We start from the raw sequence: 19,865 nt of genomic DNA, 5'->3' as shown, positions 1-19,865 counted from the left end.
TCCGAAAGTCCGCCGCCCGTGCGTCCGACGTGAGGAGAACGCCCGCCATGGCAGACACCGCCGCCCCGGGCCCCACCAGGGCCCTGATCCTGGCCAACCCGGCCTCCGGCAGTCACAGTCCCGAACTCGTCAGCGACGTGAGGGAGTTGTGCGCGTCATTCCTGGAGCGCACCGAGGTCCACCTGACCACGGCACCCGGCGATGCCACCGGTGCCGTACGGCGGGCCCTGGAGCGGACGGAGGGCGCACCGGACCTGGTCGTGGCCATCGGCGGGGACGGCACCGTCCGCGAGGCGGTCCAGGGGCTCGTCCCGGCCGCCGGCCGGGCGGCCCTGGCCGTCGTACCCGGCGGCACAGGCAACTCCGGCTACAAGATGCTCTGGGGCGAGCGCCCGTGGAGCGAGTCCCTCAAGGCGATCCTCGCCGACCACGGCATCGGCGGCAGCGCCCGGCTGCGCCGGCTCGACCTGGCCCGCCTCGCCGAGACCCGCAACTACGTTTACCTCGGGGCCTGTTCGGGGGTGATCGCCGACGCGCTGATCACCGCACGGGACCTGCCGCTGAAGGGGCGGGAGCGCTACGCCCGCGCCTACGCGGACACCGCCGCCGGCTACCCGCCGTATCCGGGCCGGGTCGTCGTCGACGGCCGGGTGGTGCACGAGGGCCCGACCGTCCTTGCCAACGTGGGCGGCGGACCGTACCGAGGCGGCCGGTTCCTGGTGCTGCCCGACTCGCTGCTCGACGACGGACTGCTAGACGTCTGCGTCATCGGCGGCGAAGTCCCGGCCGAGGACGTGCCCGGACTGACCCTGAACGCCGAGCACATGAACCATCCCGCCACCGTCTACGCCCGCGGCCGCACCATCACCGTAGAGCGGACCGACGGCGGCCGGCTCCCGCTGGAGCACGACGGCGAGTACCAGCCCGGCATCGGCGGCTCGGCCACCTTCGAGGTGCTCCCCGGGGCCCTCCCGGTGTGGGCCCCGGCCACCGCCTGACGCCCGCGCCGTCCGCCATTCCAAGCCACCTGTCAGCAATGCACGACACGCAGCACACGAGGAGAAGGCCCGCATGAGCGACCTGACCACCACCGTCACCCAGTACCTCGACATCTGGAACGAGGCGGACGCCGAGAAGCGTGCCGCGGCCATCGCCGAGCTGTTCACCGCCGACGCGCCGTACATCGACCCGATGGCCGCGGTCGAGGGCCCCGAGGGCTTCGCCGCCGTGGTGGCCGGCGCCCGCGACCAGTTCAAGGGCCTGTCCTTCGAACTGCACGGCGCCGTCGACGCCCACCACAACCAGGCCCGCTTCCAGTGGGGCCTGGTGACCGCGCCGGGCACCGAGCCCATCGCCATCGGGTTCGACGTCCTGGTCACCGACGAGCACGGCAAGATCAAGGCCGTCTACGGCTTCCTGGACAAGGTCCCGGCCGCCTGATCCCCACACACACCGCGGGAGCACCGGGGCGACGGTGCTCCCGCGGTCGTGTGCCCCCGGTCGACGGCACGCGCCGAGAAGGCAGGAAGGAAACGCCATGACCGCTGTCCTCGGCGAGAGCGTCGCCCGGGCACTGTGCGCCGGCTGGGCCGACCAGGCGGCCGCCCTGCCCCGACCACGGAAGGGCCGCGCGCCCCTCGACACCCCGCTGCGCGAACTCTCCCACTGGGCCGCGACCCTGCGCCCCCAGGACATCCCCTGCCGAGTGCTGAAGCTCGCCGCCAGTCAGGTGCTCTCCCAGATCGCCTCCATCCGGGCCGGCCTCCAGCACCCGCTGGGCCGCAAGCTGGTGGCCGCCTTCGGGCACCCCATGCAACGCGACCCGCGCCAGGCCGCCGGGGTCTTCGCCGCCCTCGGGTCCTGGCTCAACCTGGACGACACCGCGTACGCCGGACACCTGTCCAACTCCACGGTCGCCGTCCCCCTCGCCTTCGCCTACGCCCGGCAGCTGGACGGGCTGTCGCTGCTCACCGCGGTCGTCGCGGCCAACGAGTGCGCCGCCCGCATCACCGCCTCCGCGACCCTCGGGCCGCTGCGCGGCCAGAGCGCCGTGCACACCCACCTGGCCGGCGCGGTGGCCGGCCGGCTGCACTGCGACCGGGCCCCGGCCGCCCTGTACGAGAACGCCTTCGGGCTGGCCTTCGCCATGCCCAACTGGCCGCTGATGCGGGCCTTCCTGGCCAGCGACGCCCGGCTGTTCAACACCTTCACCCCGGTGCGCACCGCGATGGACGCCTGCGACGCGGCGCACGCCGGGCTGCGCGGCGCGCCGGACATCATCGAGCACGGCGACGGCTTCCTGGCCCGGTTCGCGACCGTGCCACTGCCGCAGGCGGTCGCCAAGGGGCTCGGCCGGCGCTGGCACACCGACACCCTGTCGTTCAAGATGCACCCCGGCGGCCCCGGCATCGACGCGGCCGTGGACTGCGCCGCCGAGATCCACCGCGAACTCGGCGCCCTGCGGCCCCGGGACGTCGCCGAGGTCGTCGTGGAGGCCTCCCTCTACACGCTGTTCGCGGGGGAGCGGGCCGCCCGCTACGTCACCGGCCCCGGCTCCCCGCTCGGCGCGCTGGTCCTGGACGTGCCCTACCCGGTCGCCACCACCCTGCTCACCGGCGAGTTCTCGGTGGACGACTTCTCCTCCCCGCACCTGGACGACCCCGACCGCTGGGCGCTGGCCCAGCGGATCAGGCTGGAGCACGACACCGAGATGACCCGCGAACTGTTCCTGTCCGACGCCCCGTTCGGCGAGGCGGTGCGGGAGGCGGGGGAGCAGGCCGTGCCCTGGCTGCGCGGGTTCGGCGGGGACGAACTCGTCGACCTGATCGGGGCGTTGCAGTCGGACGACCGGGACTTCTCCCGGTCCACCAAGGCGACCGGTGCCCGGGTCACCGTCCGGCTGACGGACGGTCGTACGGTCTCCCGGTCCCGGCTGATCCCGGTCGGCGCGGCCGGCCCGGAGACCCGGGCCGCCCACGCCGATCTGGTGCGGGAGAAGTTCCTGTCGGTCGGCGGCGCACCGCAGGTCGCCGACACGGTCGGCGGCCTGCACCGGATGCGCCCCCGCGCGGTGCGCCGCTGGATCGAGACGGCGTTCCTGGACTGAGCCTCCCGCCCCGGCGGACGGTGTCAGGCGCCGTGCGTCATCACGTCGTCCGAGCAGCTGACGTGGATGGTCAGGTCGGCCGGCCCCGCGTCGTGCCACTTCCTGCCGTCCTGCTTCCCGCCGTGCGGCTTCGGCCCCTGCTGCGCACGCCACCAGGTCGACTTGTGCACGGCGACGATCCAGCCGGTGGCGTGGTCGTTCGGGCGGTTCTCCAGGACGTCGGCGGCCTCCTCGGACAGCCGGGTGCCAGGCCGGGAGGCGGTCAGCTCGTACCCGCCGCCGTACGCGTGCTGCATGGCGGGGCACATCACCTCGTGCGGGGTGCCGTCGGCACCGCCGGGGACGACCTTGCCGTTGATCTCGCGGGGCGGCTGCGGCGGGTCGGCGACGGCGACGGCCGGGGCGGCGGCGCAGCCGAGCAGGGCCAGGGCCGCCGCGGCGGCGAGTGAGGCGCGTGGTGCGGTCATGCTGGGGCTCCTCGAAGGGGGGAGGGGACGGGTCCGACCATTGGAGCCGCCCTTCCCCACCTCCTCGTATCGAACACGCAGCGTTACCGCCTATCGGGGTAAAACGGTCAATCTTTCGAGAAAGCGCCTCTAAATCGCTACATTGTGTGATTCACTGCGGGTATTCCGTCACTCTACGTGGTCGCCGGGTGCTGCCTTCCGCGCGCGCTCCGGCGCCCCGTGCTGCCCCGAGGAGTCCCATGACCCGCAGAGGGATCCCCCGCCCGAGGAGGTGGACGTTCGCCGCCGGCTGCGCCGCGCTCGTCCTCTCCGTCACCGCCCCCGCCGCGTTCGGCTCGTCCCCGCACGCCACCCGCGGCGTCGACCCCCTCCCGCACGGGGTACGCATCGGCCACGACCGGCTCGCCGAAGAGGTCCGCCCCGCCGAGGTGAAGGCCCTGGGCCGGGACCGCGCCGAGCAACTGGCCCGGGACCGCATCGGCCTGGCCGCCGTCGACCGCGGGTACCCGCAGCCGCTGCGCACCCGCAGCCTGAACGAGCACGCGAACTCGCAGGCCGCGTACAACGCCGCCTTCAGCGCCGCGCAGTCCGGCCGGTTCGCCGAGTACTTCTCCAGCCCCGACTTCGGTGACCACGTCGCCCTGCTGCCCACCGGCAAGGTGCTGCTGTTCTCCTTCGAGTCCGTCGAGGACAGCCCCAACAAGGAGACCGCGCCCACCGAGGTCATCGGCCGGGACAACGCCGGCCGCGCCTACGTCTGGGACCCCGCCCGCGGCACCGGCCCCGACGCCTTCAAGGCCGTACCGCCGCCGAATGTGATCATGGACGACGGCCTGGGTGAGTCCCGGGCGGCGCCGATCTTCTGCGCCGGGCACTCCTACCTGCCCAACGGCATGGTCGGCATCTTCGGCGGCAACCTCGGCGGCAACCACGGCACCGGCGCCCACCTCGCCCTGGTGTTCGACCCGTGGAAGGAGACCTGGTACCGGCAGCAGGACATGGCCGAGGGCCGCTGGTACCCGTCCGTCGTCACCGGCGCCGACGGCCGGCAGTTCATCACCTCCGGCCACGGCGACATCGGCTGGGGCAAGCTCTCGAAGAGCATCGAACGCTTCCCCGCCAAGAACACCCCGGTGTCGTACGACCGCTCGACCGCCCCGAACGGCCAGGCCCTGGACCGGTGGCCGATCGACGCCGAGTACTCCACCGACTACCCGCACCTGTTCTCCCTGCGGGACGGCAAGATCTACGGCTTCGGCCGCAACTACGACGAGCAGTTCGTCTTCGACCCCCGGAGCGAGAGCAGTCAGCCCCTGCGCAACCGCCCCGGCGGCGGCATGCGCAACTACGGCTCCGCCGTCGCCCTGCCCAACCCCACCCCCGGTCAGGGCCCCGACTCGGCGCTGATCCTGGGCGGCGACCGCAACGACCCGAAGACGTACAAGTTCTCCGACGGCCGCTGGACCGAGGACACCTCACGCGCCTTCGGCCGCACCCAGGACGACACGCTGATCTTCCCCGACGGGCGGCTCTTCACCGTCAACGGCGCCTTCGACATCCGCGACTACGGAAAGGGCCAGTACAACCCGAACGCGGACGACTTCTGGCGCAAGACCGAGATCCGCGGCACCGACGGCACCTGGCGGTCCGGCCCCGAACAGCGGCTGCCCCGCGGCTACCACTCCAACGCGGTGCTGCTGCCCGACGGCCGCATCATGATCACCGGCGACGAACTCCAGGAGATCGCCAACAACCCGAACATCACGTCCGGGATGAACGGCACCATCGAGATCTACGAGCCGCCGTACCTCCACCAGGGCGGCACCCGGCCCGTCCTGACCAGCGTGCCGCGCGGACCCGTCGGCTACGACGACACCTTCGACGTCGACTCCGACACCCCGGACCTGATCGACAAGGCCGTACTGATGGCGCCGGTCACCTCCACCCACTCCGTGGACACCAGCCAGCGCCGCATTGAGCTGGAGATCACCCAGACGGCCGGCAACACGCTGCGGCTGAGGACCCCGCAGTCCGCCAAGGACGCCCCTCCCGGCTACTACCTGCTCTTCCTCCTCGACAGCAGAGGCGTGCCGAGCATCGCCAAGTGGGTGCACCTGCGCCCCGGTTCCTGACCGACCGGCCTTCCCCTGCCGCCCGGCCCGGGCGGCCCCGCCCACGGGCCGCCCGGGACCCCTCCGGGCCACTCCCGCTGTCCCCGTCCCCCCACCACCAAGGGAGAACCATGGCAACCCCCCTGTCGCTGCGCGACAGCACCGAGATCCAGGGCGACATCCTCGCTGGGTTCAAGAAAGACCACATGACCCTGCTGTTCCTGCAGTTCGGAGACCCGGCGGCCGCCCGGAACTGGCTGACGGACCTGGCCCCGCGCCTGGCCACGACCGAGCAGGTCGCCGCCTTCAACGCCAAGTTCAGCGAGGCCCGCCGCAACTCCATGGGCGCCGACCCGGCCACCCTGAAGGCCACCTGGCTGGGCCTCAGCCTCACCTACCCCGGCATCGCCCATCTCACCGGCAAGCAGGACCTGCTGCCCGAGAACAAGGGCCGCGGCACCATCGGCGCGTTCGTGCAGGGCGCGGCCCGCCGCTCCGAGGTCCTCGGCGACGTCGACTGCAGCAAGTCCGCCCGCTGGATGTTCGGCGCCGGCCACAACCAGCCCGTGCACGCCGTGCTGACGATCGCCGCCGACGGCAAGGACGACCACGACGGCGAACTCAGGCGCCAGAGCGAGGCCGCCACCCGCGCCGGCCTCGTGATCGTCTACCCGCAGTCCGGCGCCACCCTGCCCGGTACCCGGCGCGGCCGCGAGCACTTCGGATTCAAGGACGGCGTCAGCGAACCGGCCGTCGACGGCATCGACGACGACCCCGAGGGCGGCCACCTCCTCCCCGCCGACCTCTTCGTGCTCGGCGCCGCGGGCGCCGCCCTGCCCGAGGGTGTGCCCGAGTGGATGCGCAACGGCTCCTTCCAGGTCGTACGGCGGCTCGCCCAGGACGTGCCCGGCTGGTGGGCGCAGGTCACCACCGAGTTGCAGAAGCTGAAGAACGCCAAGGCGGTGCCCGCGGACACCACGAGCGAATGGCTCGCCTCCCGGCTCGTCGGCCGCTGGCGCTGCGGCGCGTCCGTCGCCAACCACCCCGACGCCACCCGCGATCCGAACATCGACCCCGACAACGCCATCAGCTACGCGCACGATCCCGACGGCCTCACCACCCCGCTCTTCTCCCACCTGCGCAAGACCAACCCGCGCGACGGGCTGATCGACGACGGACAACTCGTCGACGAGAAGGAGTTCCTCGACCGGCGGCGCATCATCCGCCGCGGCATCCCCTACGGCGCTCCGTTCGACCCCTCCTCCGAGAACGGCGGGCCCGACGAACCCCGCGGCCTGGTGTTCATCTGCTACCAGGCCGACCTGGTGCGGCAGTTCGAGTTCATGCAGCGGAACTGGATCAACACGTCGAACTTCCCGCGTGACCGCGATCCGATGCCCGGCCCGGACCCCATGGTCAGCGGCGAGCTGAGCAAGATCGGTGACGGGGACGTGGCCTTCGAGACCGCCCCCGAGGGCGAACGTACGACCACCAAGCTGCACTTCCAGCCCTTCGTGCACACCGAGGGCTCCCTCTACGCCTTCACCCCGTCACTGACCACGCTTCAGAAGCTCGGCGAGGGCCGGCTGGACGGCGCGGAGGTGTCGGGCAGGGGACAGCACACCAACGAGGGCGGCCGGCGGGCCGAGTCGGAGCCGGTCGACGAGATCCTGCCCTGGCCGGACGTGCCCGGCCGGTACTGGGCCTTCTCCGGCGGCACGGTTCGCGTCCTCAGCGCCGGCGACGACCGGCCGGACCAGCTCACCACCGGCTCGGACGACGCCACCGGCACCGTCCTGGGCTCCGGCGCCGCCCTCGCCACCTGGCCGGCGCTGGCCGGGGTCGAACGGGTCGACGCACTCTGGCCCGTCCCCGACGAACAGGACCTCAACGGCGAGAGCAGCTACTGGCTCTTCCACACCGTGAACGGCACCCAGGTCCACCGGCGGATCAACATCGCGCACGACGCCCGGCACAGCAGCCGGCGCGTCGGCGACGACCGGCCGCTCACCACCTGGAACTCCTTCGGCGGGGACGTCCGCGTCACCCACGTCGACGCGGTCCTGCCCGTGCCCGACCTCCAGCGGACCGGCGGCAGGTCCCAGTACTGGCTCTTCCACACCACCCCGCAGGGCCAGCGCTACCGGCTCGTCTCCGTCGCCGACGGCAGCGAGCACGCCGACGGCATGGACCGAGGTGACCGCGACCTCACCAAGTGGGTCTCCTTCCGGGGCGTCACCCGCGCCGACACCTTCGTGACCGTGCCGGGCAGGTTCCGCACCGGCGGGAAGACCTGGTGCTGGCTCTTCCACGAGCGGCAGTACCGGGTCGTCTCCATCGCCGACGGTGCGGGGCACCCCGACACCCTGGTCCGCGAGGACCGGCCCAACACCCCCTGGTTCCGCCGGGGCTGACGTCCGCCTCCCCCGGCCGTGGCCCCGGAGTCGTACGCGATGCCGGGGCCACGTACCGCACAGCCCGCGAGCAGGCGTCTCGCGGTACGAGAGGGTAACCCGGAATGAGACGGGTAACCCATAACGATCGTTCTTCATCCCTTGTGCGAGCCGGTGTCCCCTCTAGCCTCCGGACATGGCATTTCTTTCCGGCCGTCGCAGAAAAGTGCGGCTCGCCCCCGAACTCGACGACCAGGACCTCGGCAAGCTCCTGAAGTCCCTCCTGGCGACGACGAAGACCGGCATGATCGCGACGACGGACCTGTGCGTGGCCCAGATATCCCGGCTCCTGGCACAGGACGCGGACGACTGGGACCGCCGCAGCCACCGCATGTCCGTGCTGGCGGACTACCTCTCCGCCACCCAGCTCGCGCGGGCCTGGGCCACCCGGGAACCCCGCAACGCGAGCGCACTCGTCCTGCACACCTGGACCCAGGTGGCACACGGCCGCACCCAGGGCGGCATGGAGGACGCGTCCGGCGCCGTCGACGCCTGCCTGCGGGCCGCCGACATCGCCCCCGAGGACCCCACCCCCTGGGTGGCCCTGCTCGGCGTGGCACGCCTCGAACGCTGGGAGCAGCCCCAGGTGTTCGGCGTCTGGAACGAGATCCTCGCCCGCGACCGCTGGAACCGCGAGGCGTACCTCAACATGCTGAGCTATCTCACCCCGGAGGAGGCGGGCTCCCGTATCCAGGTCCTGGACTTCGTGGACGCCCTGCGCGCCCGCATGCCGGCCAACGCACCCTGCGCGGGCATCGAGTTGACCGCGCAGGTCCTGCACTACCACGCGGTGCTCGCCCGAGGCGGATTCGAGGCGCTGGTGGCCCGCAACCACTGGTCCCAGACCGCTGCCGCGGCGGCCCTCGACCGGGCCGCGCACGGCTGGGCCCAGCCCGGCTTCCTCCGCCACGCCGGCGCGACGGCCGACCTCAACCTCCTCGCCTACGCCCTGATGGCCGCCGACCGCCGCCACGAGGCCCGACCGGTCTTCGAGACCCTGGGCGGCATCGTCACCGCCTGGCCCTGGCAGACGGCGGGCGACCCGGTGACCGAGTTCGAACAGGCACAACGAAGGGCGGGGGCGGGCGTCTGACCCGCCGACAAGGACGGCCCCGGCCGGGTTCAGCCCGTCCAGGCCCACAGCAGGCGCTCCCGTTCCGCTGCCATGGCCATGGCTTGCCCACTTCCCCCGACGACTTCCGCCGCCGTGTCACACATCGAACGATCAGGTCGTTCTCCGTAACGTGCGAAGGGGCCGGGAAGTTCCGGCCCAGCCCCTCACGCACAGTGACACCCGCAGATCAGCCGCACATCGCGCTCAGGAGCCGATGCTCAGTAGTCGATGCGGTCCGACTTGGCCAGCCACGCGTCGAACGGCGCAGTGCGGTTCGGCAGGTCCAGGTGCTCGACCCGCGTGGGCCACATCGACTGGGGCTTCTTGTCGAACAGGTCGTAGAACTTGCGGTCGTCGAAACCGGCCACCGCGGCGTCGTGCCGGTCGGCGGCGTACACGATCGCGTCGACCCGCGCCCACAGCGCCGAGGACAGACACATCGGACACGGCTCGCACGACGTGATCAGGACACAGCCCTCCAGCGAGAAGGTGTCCAGTTCCTTGCAGGCGGCCCGCATCGCGCTGACCTCGGCGTGCGCCGTCGGGTCCAGGGTCGCGGTGACCTGGTTGTTCCCCAGCGCGACGACCTCGCCGTCCTTGGCGATCAGGGCGCCGAACGGACCGCCGCCGTTCTTCACGCTGTTCGTGGCCACTCTGATCGCCTCTTCCATCCAGGCGTGCTGCAGTTCCTGGAGGCTGGTCTCTTGGGTGTGCGCGGTCACGGTCACTCCTTCTCGGAATACGGTGGGGATCTCCCCGGATGCTCTGCCGTGCGGGACACCGCTCGCGGGGCGACAAGTGGGGCACCACGGCCTCGCGGGTGCCCGCAGCTTCGCTGCTCGACTCGTTGCTTGTGTGAGGAGTACACAGGTAAACGAGGGGTGTCAGCTAGGGGTGGAAAAACTGAAAACCCCGCAGGCTGGAACCGGGGATTCGTAGACTTCTACAAAGGCCGGGCGGCAGCGCTCAGCGGCCGGCCTGTTCGAAGGTCCGCAGCAGGTCCGCCGCGACGCTCACCGCGATCGTGGCGGGCTCCTTGCCGGTGATGCCGTCCAGCCCGATCGGGGTCTTGATCCGGTCGATGGCGGCGTCGTCGTGGCCGCCCTCGGTGGCCAGCCGGTGCCGGAACCGCGCCCACTTGGCGGCCGAGCCGATCAGCCCGATCGAGCCGAGCCCGTCGGTGCGCAGGGCGGCGTCCGCCAGCGCGGCGTCCTCCGCGTGGTCGTGCGTCATGATCAGGACGTGGGTGCCGGGCGCCAGCTCCTCCAGCACCTCCTCCGGGAGCAGCGGTGTGTGGTGCACCCGGACCTCGGCGACCGCGTCCGAGAGCAGTACCCCGAGCCGCTCGTCGGTGAGCATGTCGGGCCGGCTGTCGACCAGGTGCAGGTCGAGGTTGTGCCGGGCCAGGATGCGGGCCAGCTCCAGCCCGACGTGCCCGACGCCGAACACCGCGACCGCCGGCACCACCGGCAGCGGCTCCAGCAGGACGGAGACCGCCCCGCCGCAGCACTGCACCCCGTGCCGGTTGGTCACCTTGTCGTTGAGCTTGAACTCCATCAGCTCCGGCTCCGGACCGGGCGCGCCCATCAGCTCGCGGGCCCGGTCGATCGCGACGGCCTCGATGTTGCCGCCGCCGATGGAACCCCACGTCTCGGTCCGGCCCACCACGAGCTTGGCGCCGGCCTTGCGGGGCGCGTGACCGCGCACGGCCGCGACGGTCACGAGTACGCCGGGTTCCCGGCGGGCCCGCAACCGCGCGACCGCGGCGACCCAGGTCATGTCAGGCATGGCTCAGGGCATCGGCGGCGGGGACCCCGCCGCCCTCGTGGGCGCCGGCGCAGCGGGCCGCCTCGACCGCCCAGTACACGGCCTCCGGGGTCGCCGGGGAGGCCAGCTCCAGGCTGACACCGGCCGGCCCGAACGCCGCCGCGGCCTGCCGAAGCGCCTCCCGCACGGAGAACGCCAGCATCAGCGGCGGCTCACCGACCGCCTTGGAGCCGAACACCGCCCCCTCCTCGGTGGCGTTCTCCAGCAGCGTGACGTTGAACTCCTCGGGCATCTCCGAGAAGCTCGGCAGCTTGTACGTGCTCGCCGCCTGGGTCAGCAGCCGGCCTCGGTTCGGGCCGTCGCCGGTGTCCCAGCGCAGGTCCTCCAGGGTCAGCCAGCCCGCGCCCTGCACGAAACCGCCCTCGACCTGACCGATGTCGATCAGCGGGGAGAGGCTGTCGCCGACGTCGTGCACGATGTCCACCCGCCGGATGCGGTAGGCACCGGTGAAGCCGTCCACCTCCACCTCGGTCGCGGCGGCGCCGTGCGCGAAGTACTTGAACGGCGAGCCCTGGAAAGCCTGCGCGTCCCAGTGCAGACCCTCGGTACGGTAGAAGCCGGCCGCCGACAGCTGCACCCGCTGGAAGTACGCGGTGTGCACCAGGTCGTCCCAGGCCAGCTCTTTGTCGCTGCCCAGGGCGCGCGCGACACCTTCGACGATGCGCACGTCCGAGGCGCTCGCGCCCAGCTGCGTGCCGGCCACCTGCAGCAGCCGCTCGCGCAGCTGCTCACAGGCGTTCTTCACCGCGCCGCCGTTCAGGTCCGCGCCCGAACTGGCCGCCGTGGCGGAGGTGTTGGGCACCTTGTCGGTACGGGTCGGGGCGAGGCGCACCTTGTGCAGCGGGATGCCCAGCGTGGTCGCGGCCACCTGCAGCATCTTGGTGTGCAGGCCCTGGCCCATCTCGGCGCCGCCGTGGTTGATCAGGACCGAGCCGTCCTTGTAGATCAGCACCAGCGCGCCGCCCTGGTTGAAGGCGGTGAGGTTGAACGAGATGCCGAACTTGACGCCGGTGATAGCCAGCGCCCGCTTGGTGTGCGGGTGCGCGGCGTTGAAGGCGGCGATCTCGCGCTTGCGGTCGGCGATGCCCGCGTCGTCCTGCACCTGCCGCCAGATGGCGGAGATCCGCTCGGGCTGCGTGACCGGCTGGCCGTACGGTGTCGTCTGGCCCTGGTCCGGCTGGTAGAAGTTGCGCTCCCGCAGCTCCATCGGATCCAGGCCGAGCAGCGGCGCGCAGCGGCCCAGGATGTCCTCCATCACCAGCATGCCCTGCGGGCCGCCGAAGCCGCGGAACGCGGTGTTGGAGACGGTGTTGGTCTTGGCGATCCGGCCGGCGACACGCGCGTTGGGGATCCAGTACGTGTTGTCGATGTGGCACAGCGCGCGGGCCAGCACCGGCTCGGACAGGTCCAGGCTCCAGCCGCCGTCGGCGACCAGGGTGGCGTCCAGCGCCTGGATACGGCCCTCCGCGTCGAAGCCGATCTTCCACTGGGCGTGGAACCCGTGCCGCTTGCCGGACATCGTCAGGTCCTGGGTCCGGTTGAGCCGGAACCGGACCGGGCGGCCGGTCAGCTTGGCGCCGAGCGCGGCGATGGCCGCGAACCCGTGCGGCTGCATCTCCTTGCCGCCGAAGCCGCCGCCCATCCGCAGGCACTGCACCGTCACCTCGTGCGAGGGCACGCCCAGGATGTGCGCGACGATCTCCTGGGTCTCCGACGGGTGCTGGGTGCTGCTCTGGATGAACACCTGCCCGTTCTCGTCGATCTGGGCCAGCGAGGCGTGCGTCTCCAGGTAGAAGTGCTCCTGCCCGGAGAACTGGAACTCGCCGCTGAACACGTGCGCGGAGTCGGCGAAGCCGGCGTCGACGTCGCCGGTCACCATCATCGGCCGGGCGCCGTGGTAGCTGTCCGCCGCGATGGCGTCCTGCAGTGTGACCAGGGAGGGCAGCTCGTCCAGCTCCACCTCCACGGCCGCCGCACCGAGCCGGGCCGCCTCGACGGTCTCGCCGAGCACCCAGGCGACGGCGTGGCCGTGGAACATGACCTCGTCGGGGAACAGCGGCTCGTCGTGCTTCATGCCGGCGTCGTTGACGCCGGGCACGTCGGCCTTGGTCAGCACGCGCACCACACCGGGCACGGTCAGCGCCGGCTCGGTGCGCAGCGCGGTGATCCGGCCGTGGGCCTTCATCACCTGCACCGGGTAGGCGTGCAGGACGTCCTTGGTGCGGTACACCAGGTCGTCCGTGTAGAGCGCGGTGCCGGTGACGTGCAGGCCGGCGCTCTCGTGCGGCATCGCCACACCGACGACGGGCTTCTCGGGACGCTCGGACAGATGGCTCATGACGACACCGCCTCAGGGGTCTGTGCGTACAGCTTCAGCAGGCTCTGGCCGAGCATCGCGGCGCGGTAGCCGGCGCTGGCACGGTGGTCGTTCATCGGGGTGCCCTGGGCCCGCAGCACCTCGGCCGCGGCCTCGACGGTCTCGGTCACCCACGGCTTGCCCTCCAGCGCCGCCTCGGCGGCCAGGGCGCGGATCGGGGTGGCGGCCACGCCGCCCAGTCCGATACGGGCCTTGCGGACGACGCCGTCCTCGATGTCCAGCGCGAACGCGACCGCGACGCTGGAGATGTCGTCGAAGCGCCGCTTGGCGATCTTGTGGAAGGCGGTGACCGGGGCCAGCGGCAGCGGGATGCGCACCGCGCGGATCAGCTCACCGGGGCGGCGCACGCTCTGCCGGTACCCGGTGAAGTAGTCGGCCAGCGGGACCACGCGCTCACCGTCGGCGTCGGCGAGGACCAGCGACGCCTCCAGGGCGAGCAGCACCGGCGGGCTGTCACCGATGGGGGAGCCGGTACCCAGGTTGCCGCCGAGGGTGGCGCTGTTGCGGATGAGCCGGGAGGCGAACTGCGGGAACAGCTCCGCCAGCAGCGGCACGCTGCCGTCCAGGCGCCGCTCGATCTCGGTGAGCGTCTGTGCCGCGCCGATCTCGATGTGGTCCGGCTCCACGCGCAGCTCGCGCAGTTCGGGCAGCCGGTCGACGGCGATCACACAACTCGCCCTCCGTGCCCGGATGTTGACTTCCACGCCCCAGTCGGTGCTGCCGGCGACCAGGACGGCGTCGGGCCGCTCGCGCAGCAGCACCGTCGCCTCGGCCAGGCTGTCCGGCCGTACGAACACGCTGTCATCCTGGGCGTATTCGGTGGCGACCGGCTCGGGCGCGGCCTCCTCACGGCGCAGCGCCAGCGGGTCGTCCTCGGTGGGCTCCCCTACGGCGAAGGCGGCGTCGCGGATCGGGCGGTACCCGGTGCAGCGGCACAGGTTGCCGCTCAGCGAGTGCAGGTCGAACCCGTTCGGACCGTGCTCGGCGTCACCGCCGTCGGCCGGCTCGGCGCCCTCGCCGGCGTGCGCGCACCGGCCGGGCCGGTAGTACTCGGCGGCCATGCTGCAGACGAACCCCGGCGTGCAGTAGCCGCACTGGGAGCCGCCGCGGACCGCCATCTCCTCCTGCACCGGGTGCAGGGTGGGCGCCGTACCGGCCTCACCGGGGGTGGCGAGGCCCTCGGCGGTGACGATCTCCTGACCGTCGAGGGAGGCCACCGGAACCAGGCAGGCGTTGATCGCCACCCAGTCGGTGGGCTTGTTCACCCCGGGCCGGGCCACGAGGACCGAACAGGCCCCGCACTCGCCCTCGGCACAGCCTTCCTTGGTCCCGGTGAGGCCACGCTCACGCAGGAAGTCGAGAACCGTCGTATGGGGTGCGGCCGGGGCGATCGGCGCCGTCTTCCCATTGACCGTGATCCGCGCCGCTACCATGGCACATCCTCATTTCGGAGCGCGGGCGTACAAATGATGCTGGTCGCCATTTCAGGGGCTTTCTTATTCGGTGGCGAGGCTGAAGCGTTGAGAACCCGGGCAGGAATCGGCACGGAACGGCGAGCTGCCGACGGGTGAAAGAGATCAGAAAAGACCGGGGCCCCTCATCGGGCGCTCCGGGAAAGGCTGTTCAGCAGCCGTGTGCGACACGACCCGGGACCCAGACGGTCCGCTGCGCGAGGCGATGCAGGTCGGAGATGATCGACATCCGACTTCGCCTCCTTCCGGGCAGCTCTCGAGTCGGTTCGTTTGAAAATACGATGGCCCGGCCCCACCGGTCAAGGTCCGTCCGGAGCCGGCACCGGTCCCCGGCACCCGCATCCCCTCACCCTCCCACCGGCCAGGACGCCCCCGCCCGGCGCGGGACCCGACCGGGCGACCCGGCACGCACGCCACGCGATTTCCTCGGATCGGACAGCATCTGCGAGGAACAGTGGATCGATCGCATCGCATGTGCGATGCACCGGGTAAAGGCACACCCCCGCATTCCTCCCGAGATCACCAATCGGCGGGTGGAGGCGTAGGACGCGTCATCAGAGCCTCGAGTGCCTCGCCGAGGTAGGCGCGGAATTCCCCGCCCTCCTCAGGGGGCAGGACCGAGGGCACCGCGTGTCCGAGTTGGGCGTGGCCGAGATAGACGGTGTAGGCGATCAGCCCCCGGCGGCGGGCCTCCGGTTCGGGGAAGCCGAGGCCGGCGAAGAGCCGGCCGAGGTAGGCCACCCTGCGCTCGGTCACCCGCCGCATGGCCGCCGCCACCTGGGGGTGCGTCGCGGTGGCGAGCAGGGCGACCTCGAGCGGGTCGGCCGTCGCCGACGCGACGGCTTCGGCGAAGAGCCGGCGGATCCGCTCCGCGGGGTCCGGTTCGGCTTCGGCCTCGCTGATGGTGCCCTCGGTACTGATCTGCTCCCACCGGTCGAGAGCCGCCTCGACCAGCGCGTCCCGGTTGGCGAAGTGCCAGTAGAAGCTGCCCTTGGTGGTGCCGAGCCGGGCCGCGAGGGGTTCGACGGCGACGGCCGCGACACCGCCCTCACGGATCGCGGCGAGTGCGGCGTCCGCCCAGTCCTGAGCGGTCAACCGGGCTTTCCCGTCCTGTCGTTGCTGCCGTTGCGCCATGACCGTACGCTACCGTATGGTCGACCATACGGTAGCGTATGGAGGTAGCTGATGACTGCGATACGCAATGTCCACGAGCGGATGATCGAGGCCCCCGCCGAGGCCGTCGGCACGCTGCTCGACGGCCTCTCCGCCGCGGACGATCCGCTCTTCCCGACCCCGGCGTGGCCGCGCATGCGCCTCGACGGACCGCTCGCCGTGGGCGCGGCGGGCGGGCACGGCCGGATCCGCTACCACGTCACCGCGTACGAACCCGGGCGTCGAGTCCGTTTCGACACCCCGCCGGGCGGCGGCCTCGACGGATACCACGAGTTCACGGTCGCGCCGATCGACGCGGAAAGCTGCCGGGTACGCCATGTCCTCGCATGCCAGGCACGCGGCCTCGTCCGGCTCTCCTGGACATGCGTCATACGGCCCCTGCACGACACCATGATCGAAGAGATCTTCGACAACATCGAGCGCGCGGCGGCCGACGGCGCCACCCGCCCCACACGCTGGTCACCGTGGGTACGCCTGCTCCACAGACTCGGCTGGGTCCGGCCCGAAACCGTCCCCACACCACCGGCGGCCCGGCTCATCCGCACGGGCCTCGACCGTACCGACTACGAGGACGCGTACCGGATGGAACTCCTGCCCGGCCTGCCACGCGACCCGGCGGCCTGGACGGGCATCCTGCGCAACACCTTCCCCGTCCTCGCCCGGTCGGGCGGCGAACTGCTCCTTGACGTGAACACCGGCGCTCTGACGGCCCGAGCCTCGATCCTCGTCGACGACCGCCACGTCACCCTCAGCACGGCCGTCCAGGCCGACGGCCCGCGCGCACGCCTCTACTGGGCCGTGGTCAAACGCGTCCACCCCTTCATGGCCCGCACCATGCTCCGCCGCACACACCGCACCATGGCCCTGACGGCACCCCCGGCCGGCGAACGCACCCGGACCACTGGCTCGAAGTCGTCAGCGAAGGATCACCGGGGCCTAGTCTCGCAGGCGCAGGCGCAGGCGATCGGGGAGGAGCGGGGAAAACGATGGTCGACGAGCGAGTAGTCATCGTGACCGGTGGAGGTTCGGGCATCGGGGAGGCCACCGCCCGGTTGCTCCGCGAAGGCGGGCACCAGGTGGTCGTCTCCGGTCGGCGGAGCGAGCCGTTGCGGCGCCTCGAACAGGAGATCGGCGTACTCGCCCATCCGTCGGATGTCGGGGACCCGGGGGCCGCCGACGGCCTCGTCCGAGCGGCGCTGGCCGCCCACGGACGGATCGACGGGGTGGTGCTCAACGCGGGCATCGGCCGGGGCGGCACCGTGGGTGACCTGTCCCTGGACGACTGGGAGATGGTGATGCGCACCAATGTCACCGGCCCTCTGCTGCTCCTGCGCGCGGCGATCCCCCACCTGCTGGAGTCGAGCGGAGCGGTGGTCGCCGTCGCTTCCGTCTCCGCGCTGCGTAACGGCACGAGCAACGTTCCGTACGCCACGTCCAAGGCGGCCCTGCTGCAACTGTGCCGTTCGGTCGCCGTCGACTACGGGCGACAGGGAGTACGAGCCAACATCGTGTGTCCGAGCTGGGTGCGCAGCGAGATGGCCGACCGTCGCATGGCGCGCTTCGCCGAGGAGGCGGACCTGGGCGGAGGCGGCGTCCGGGCCGCCTACGAGGAGGTGACCCGGCCGCTGCCACTGGGGCGACCGGGTGAGCCGCGTGAGATCGCCGAGGCCGTCGCCTGGCTGTTGTCGCCGGCGGCGTCGTACGTGAATGGTGCCGTTCTGACCGTGGACGGCGGAGTGACGGCCCTGGACCCCGGAACGCTGGCCTTCGACTTCCACGTCGAGCGACGCGCCGGCGAAGCCCCCGACATCCCGTGACCGCCGCCCGACCGCGGCGGCCCGCTCCAGCCGCGTCCTCGCGGCGGATCGGGTCCGCCGGGCAGCGGCCCGGGAACCGGGTGACCCGAAGGGGCGTCAGATGTCCCGGAAGATCTCGATCTGCGCCCCGATCGAGTTCAGGCGCTCCGCCAGGTCCTCGTAGCCCCGGTTGATGACATACACGTTGCGCAGGACGGACGTGCCCTCCGCCGCCATCATCGCCAGCAGGACGACCACGGCGGGGCGGAGTGCCGGCGGGCACATCATCTCGGCCGCGCGCCAGCGGGTCGGGCCCTCGACCAGGACGCGGTGCGGGTCCAGCAACTGCAGGCGGCCGCCGAGGCGGTTGAGGTCGGTCAGGTAGATCGCCCGGTTGTCGTAGACCCAGTCGTGGATCAGCGTCTTGCCCTGGGCCACCGCCGCGATCGCCGCGAAGAACGGGACGTTGTCGATGTTCAGGCCCGGGAAGGGCATGGGGTGGATCTTGTCGATCGGGGCTTCCAGCTTGGAGGGGCGGACCGTGAGGTCGACCAGCCGGGTGCGGCCGTTGTCGGCGACGTACTCCGGGGTGCGGTCGTGGTCCAGGCCCATCTCCTCCAGGACCGCCAGTTCGATCTCCAGGAACTCGATGGGGACGCGACGCACCGTCAGCTCCGACTCCGTCACCACGGCCGCCGCGAGCAGGCTCATCGCCTCGACCGGGTCCTCGGAGGGGGAGTAGTCGACGTCGGCGTCGATGTTCGGCACGCCGTGCACGGTGAGCGTCGTGGTGCCGATGCCCTCGACGCGGACACCGAGCGCCTCCAGGAAGAAGCACAGGTCCTGGACCATGTAGTTGGAGGAGGCGTTGCGGATGACGGTCACGCCGTCGTGGCGGGCGGCCGCCAGCAGCGCGTTCTCCGTCACCGTGTCGCCCCGCTCGGTCAGCACGATCGGGCGGTCCGGGCGGACCGAGCGGTCCACCACCGCGTGGTACTGGCCCTCGGTCGCCGCGACCTCCAGGCCGAAGCGGCGCAGCGCGATCATGTGCGGCTCGATGGTCCGCGTGCCCAGGTCGCAGCCGCCGGCGTACGGCAGCTTGAAGTGGTCCACGAGGTGCAGCAGGGGGCCGAGGAACATGATGATCGAGCGGGTGCGGACCGCCGCCTCCGCGTCGATCGCCGGCATGTCCAGCTCGGCCGGCGGCACCAGCTCCAGGTCGACCCCGCCGTTGATCCAGCGGGTGCGGACACCGATGGAGGACAGTACCTCCAGAAGGCGGTACACCTCCTCGATACGGGCCACCCGGCGCAGGACCGTACGGCCCTTGTTCAGCAGCGAGGCGCACAGCAGCGCGACGCACGCGTTCTTGCTGGTCTTGACGTCGATGGCGCCGGACAGCCGACGGCCGCCGACGACCCGCAGATGCATCGGGCCCGCGTAGCCCAGCGACACGATCTCGCTGTCCAGGGCTTCACCGATTCGGGCGATCATCTCAAGACTGATGTTCTGGTTGCCGCGCTCGATGCGATTGACCGCGCTCTGGCTGGTGCCGAGTGCCTCCGCGAGCTGCGCCTGTGTCCAGCCCCGGTGTTGCCGGGCGTCACGGATGAGCCTGCCGATGCGTACGAGGTAGTCGTCTGCCATGGGGTTGAGGCTATCTCAGATATGAGATGGTGCTCGTTGGGGGGTCCGTTCGGGTGACGCGGTGTCACCGGGTAAGGGATTCACGGGGAATATCCGAAATATTCCTCATTTCGTCCACCGTCACCCGCTGTTGCGAGTTTCCTCGCCGCCGTGCCGAAACTGTCCCTTCGGGGGTTCCTGGAGCACCTCGCCATCACCCCCCCGCTGTGGTCCATGCCACCGCCGAAACCGCACCCCCGGGCCCGGCCGGGCATGACCATTCAGCCCCCATGTACTAGAGTTATCTCGACATCGAGATATCTGCCGAGGCGCACCGTAGCCG

At 71.5% G+C, this 19,865-nt stretch carries 15 protein-coding genes; 8 read left to right on the top strand and 7 right to left on the bottom strand.

From position 1 onward, the window contains the following. Window positions 1-47 precede the first annotated feature (47 nt). The 3 genes from ABZ854_RS24650 (at window position 48) to ABZ854_RS24640 (ending at window position 3,106) form a co-directional block, all read left to right on the top strand. Window positions 48-998 (top strand): diacylglycerol kinase family protein, encoded by a 951-nt coding sequence (locus ABZ854_RS24650; RefSeq protein WP_361214464.1) that lies wholly within the window; start codon window positions 48-50, stop codon window positions 996-998. A gap of 73 nt (window positions 999-1,071) precedes the next feature. After that, window positions 1,072-1,440 (top strand): nuclear transport factor 2 family protein, encoded by a 369-nt coding sequence (locus ABZ854_RS24645; RefSeq protein WP_361214462.1) that lies wholly within the window; start codon window positions 1,072-1,074, stop codon window positions 1,438-1,440. A 97-nt stretch (window positions 1,441-1,537) separates the two neighbouring features. Continuing rightward, on the top strand, window positions 1,538-3,106 hold the full coding sequence (locus tag ABZ854_RS24640; RefSeq protein ID WP_361214460.1) for an MmgE/PrpD family protein: 1,569 nt from the start codon (window positions 1,538-1,540) through the stop codon (window positions 3,104-3,106). 23 nt (window positions 3,107-3,129) lie between these two features. On the opposite strand, the gene ABZ854_RS24635 is transcribed toward ABZ854_RS24640, so the two are convergent. Beyond that, complete coding sequence (locus tag ABZ854_RS24635) at window positions 3,130-3,573, bottom strand: hypothetical protein (RefSeq protein ID WP_361214458.1); 444 nt, start codon at window positions 3,571-3,573, stop codon at window positions 3,130-3,132. 239 nt (window positions 3,574-3,812) lie between these two features. Between ABZ854_RS24635 and ABZ854_RS24630 the strand changes: the two genes are divergently transcribed. From ABZ854_RS24630 to ABZ854_RS24620, 3 genes are all read left to right on the top strand, one after another. Further along, window positions 3,813-5,705, top strand: a complete 1,893-nt coding sequence (locus tag ABZ854_RS24630; protein WP_361214456.1) for a galactose oxidase early set domain-containing protein — start codon at window positions 3,813-3,815, stop codon at window positions 5,703-5,705. Between the two features lie 110 nt (window positions 5,706-5,815). After that, the gene (locus ABZ854_RS24625) at window positions 5,816-8,098 is read left to right on the top strand and encodes a Dyp-type peroxidase (protein ID WP_361214454.1); all 2,283 of its coding nucleotides are present in this window, start codon (window positions 5,816-5,818) and stop codon (window positions 8,096-8,098) included. A 175-nt stretch (window positions 8,099-8,273) separates the two neighbouring features. Then, window positions 8,274-9,230, top strand: a complete 957-nt coding sequence (locus ABZ854_RS24620) for a hypothetical protein (RefSeq protein ID WP_361214452.1) — start codon at window positions 8,274-8,276, stop codon at window positions 9,228-9,230. A 239-nt stretch (window positions 9,231-9,469) separates the two neighbouring features. Here the strand turns inward: ABZ854_RS24620 and ABZ854_RS24615 are convergent, their stop codons facing one another. The 5 genes from ABZ854_RS24615 to ABZ854_RS24595 form a co-directional block, all read right to left on the bottom strand. After that, the gene (locus tag ABZ854_RS24615) at window positions 9,470-9,973 is read right to left on the bottom strand and encodes a nucleoside deaminase (protein WP_361214450.1); all 504 of its coding nucleotides are present in this window, start codon (window positions 9,971-9,973) and stop codon (window positions 9,470-9,472) included. Window positions 9,974-10,217: 244 nt separating this feature from the next. Further along, complete coding sequence (xdhC, locus tag ABZ854_RS24610; RefSeq protein WP_361214571.1) at window positions 10,218-11,030, bottom strand: xanthine dehydrogenase accessory protein XdhC; 813 nt, start codon at window positions 11,028-11,030, stop codon at window positions 10,218-10,220. 1 nt (window position 11,031) lies between these two features. Further along, entirely contained in the window at window positions 11,032-13,416 is a 2,385-nt protein-coding gene (xdhB, locus tag ABZ854_RS24605) for a xanthine dehydrogenase molybdopterin binding subunit (RefSeq protein WP_361214448.1), read from the bottom strand. Then, window positions 13,413-14,888, bottom strand: a complete 1,476-nt coding sequence (locus tag ABZ854_RS24600) for an FAD binding domain-containing protein (RefSeq protein WP_361214446.1) — start codon at window positions 14,886-14,888, stop codon at window positions 13,413-13,415. Before ABZ854_RS24600 ends, xdhB begins: the two co-directional genes overlap by 4 nt. A gap of 558 nt (window positions 14,889-15,446) precedes the next feature. Continuing rightward, window positions 15,447-16,061: a TetR/AcrR family transcriptional regulator gene (locus ABZ854_RS24595; RefSeq protein ID WP_361214444.1), complete on the bottom strand. Its 615-nt coding sequence runs from the start codon at window positions 16,059-16,061 to the stop codon at window positions 15,447-15,449. A 51-nt stretch (window positions 16,062-16,112) separates the two neighbouring features. On the opposite strand from ABZ854_RS24595, the gene ABZ854_RS24590 reads away from it, so the two are divergent. Continuing rightward, complete coding sequence (locus tag ABZ854_RS24590) at window positions 16,113-17,105, top strand: DUF2867 domain-containing protein (protein WP_361214442.1); 993 nt, start codon at window positions 16,113-16,115, stop codon at window positions 17,103-17,105. After that, window positions 17,087-17,917, top strand: coding sequence for an SDR family oxidoreductase (locus ABZ854_RS24585; protein ID WP_361214440.1), 831 nt, complete (start codon window positions 17,087-17,089; stop codon window positions 17,915-17,917). The genes ABZ854_RS24590 and ABZ854_RS24585 overlap by 19 nt, the downstream gene beginning before the upstream one ends. Before the next feature lie 96 nt (window positions 17,918-18,013). Here the strand turns inward: ABZ854_RS24585 and ABZ854_RS24580 are convergent, their stop codons facing one another. Further along, window positions 18,014-19,543 (bottom strand): UDP-N-acetylglucosamine 1-carboxyvinyltransferase, encoded by a 1,530-nt coding sequence (locus ABZ854_RS24580; RefSeq protein ID WP_361214438.1) that lies wholly within the window; start codon window positions 19,541-19,543, stop codon window positions 18,014-18,016. Window positions 19,544-19,865 lie beyond the last annotated feature (322 nt).

The sequence above is a fragment of the Streptomyces sp. NPDC047028 genome, assembly GCF_040644095.1.
In the GTDB taxonomy this organism is placed as follows: Bacteria; Actinomycetota; Actinomycetes; order Streptomycetales; family Streptomycetaceae; genus Streptomyces.
The sequence above is the reverse complement of the archived record's forward strand: the minus strand, read 5'-3'. Positions and strand labels throughout refer to the sequence as shown.

Excerpts from the sequence above, each read along its gene's own strand:
- ABZ854_RS24650 (WP_361214464.1), top strand. The coding sequence starts at position 48 with ATGGCAGACACCGCCGCCCCGGGCCCCACCAGGGCCCTGATCCTGGCC.
- ABZ854_RS24645 (WP_361214462.1), top strand. The coding sequence starts at position 1,072 with ATGAGCGACCTGACCACCACCGTCACCCAGTACCTCGACATCTGGAAC.
- ABZ854_RS24640 (WP_361214460.1), top strand. The coding sequence starts at position 1,538 with ATGACCGCTGTCCTCGGCGAGAGCGTCGCCCGGGCACTGTGCGCCGGC.
- ABZ854_RS24635 (WP_361214458.1), bottom strand. The coding sequence starts at position 3,573 with ATGACCGCACCACGCGCCTCACTCGCCGCCGCGGCGGCCCTGGCCCTG.
- ABZ854_RS24630 (WP_361214456.1), top strand. The coding sequence starts at position 3,813 with ATGACCCGCAGAGGGATCCCCCGCCCGAGGAGGTGGACGTTCGCCGCC.
- ABZ854_RS24625 (WP_361214454.1), top strand. The coding sequence starts at position 5,816 with ATGGCAACCCCCCTGTCGCTGCGCGACAGCACCGAGATCCAGGGCGAC.
- ABZ854_RS24620 (WP_361214452.1), top strand. The coding sequence starts at position 8,274 with ATGGCATTTCTTTCCGGCCGTCGCAGAAAAGTGCGGCTCGCCCCCGAA.
- xdhC (WP_361214571.1), bottom strand. The coding sequence starts at position 11,030 with ATGACCTGGGTCGCCGCGGTCGCGCGGTTGCGGGCCCGCCGGGAACCC.
- xdhB (WP_361214448.1), bottom strand. The coding sequence starts at position 13,416 with ATGAGCCATCTGTCCGAGCGTCCCGAGAAGCCCGTCGTCGGTGTGGCG.
- ABZ854_RS24600 (WP_361214446.1), bottom strand. The coding sequence starts at position 14,888 with ATGGTAGCGGCGCGGATCACGGTCAATGGGAAGACGGCGCCGATCGCC.
- ABZ854_RS24595 (WP_361214444.1), bottom strand. The coding sequence starts at position 16,061 with ATGGCGCAACGGCAGCAACGACAGGACGGGAAAGCCCGGTTGACCGCT.
- ABZ854_RS24590 (WP_361214442.1), top strand. The coding sequence starts at position 16,113 with ATGACTGCGATACGCAATGTCCACGAGCGGATGATCGAGGCCCCCGCC.
- ABZ854_RS24585 (WP_361214440.1), top strand. The coding sequence starts at position 17,087 with ATGGTCGACGAGCGAGTAGTCATCGTGACCGGTGGAGGTTCGGGCATC.
- ABZ854_RS24580 (WP_361214438.1), bottom strand. The coding sequence starts at position 19,543 with ATGGCAGACGACTACCTCGTACGCATCGGCAGGCTCATCCGTGACGCC.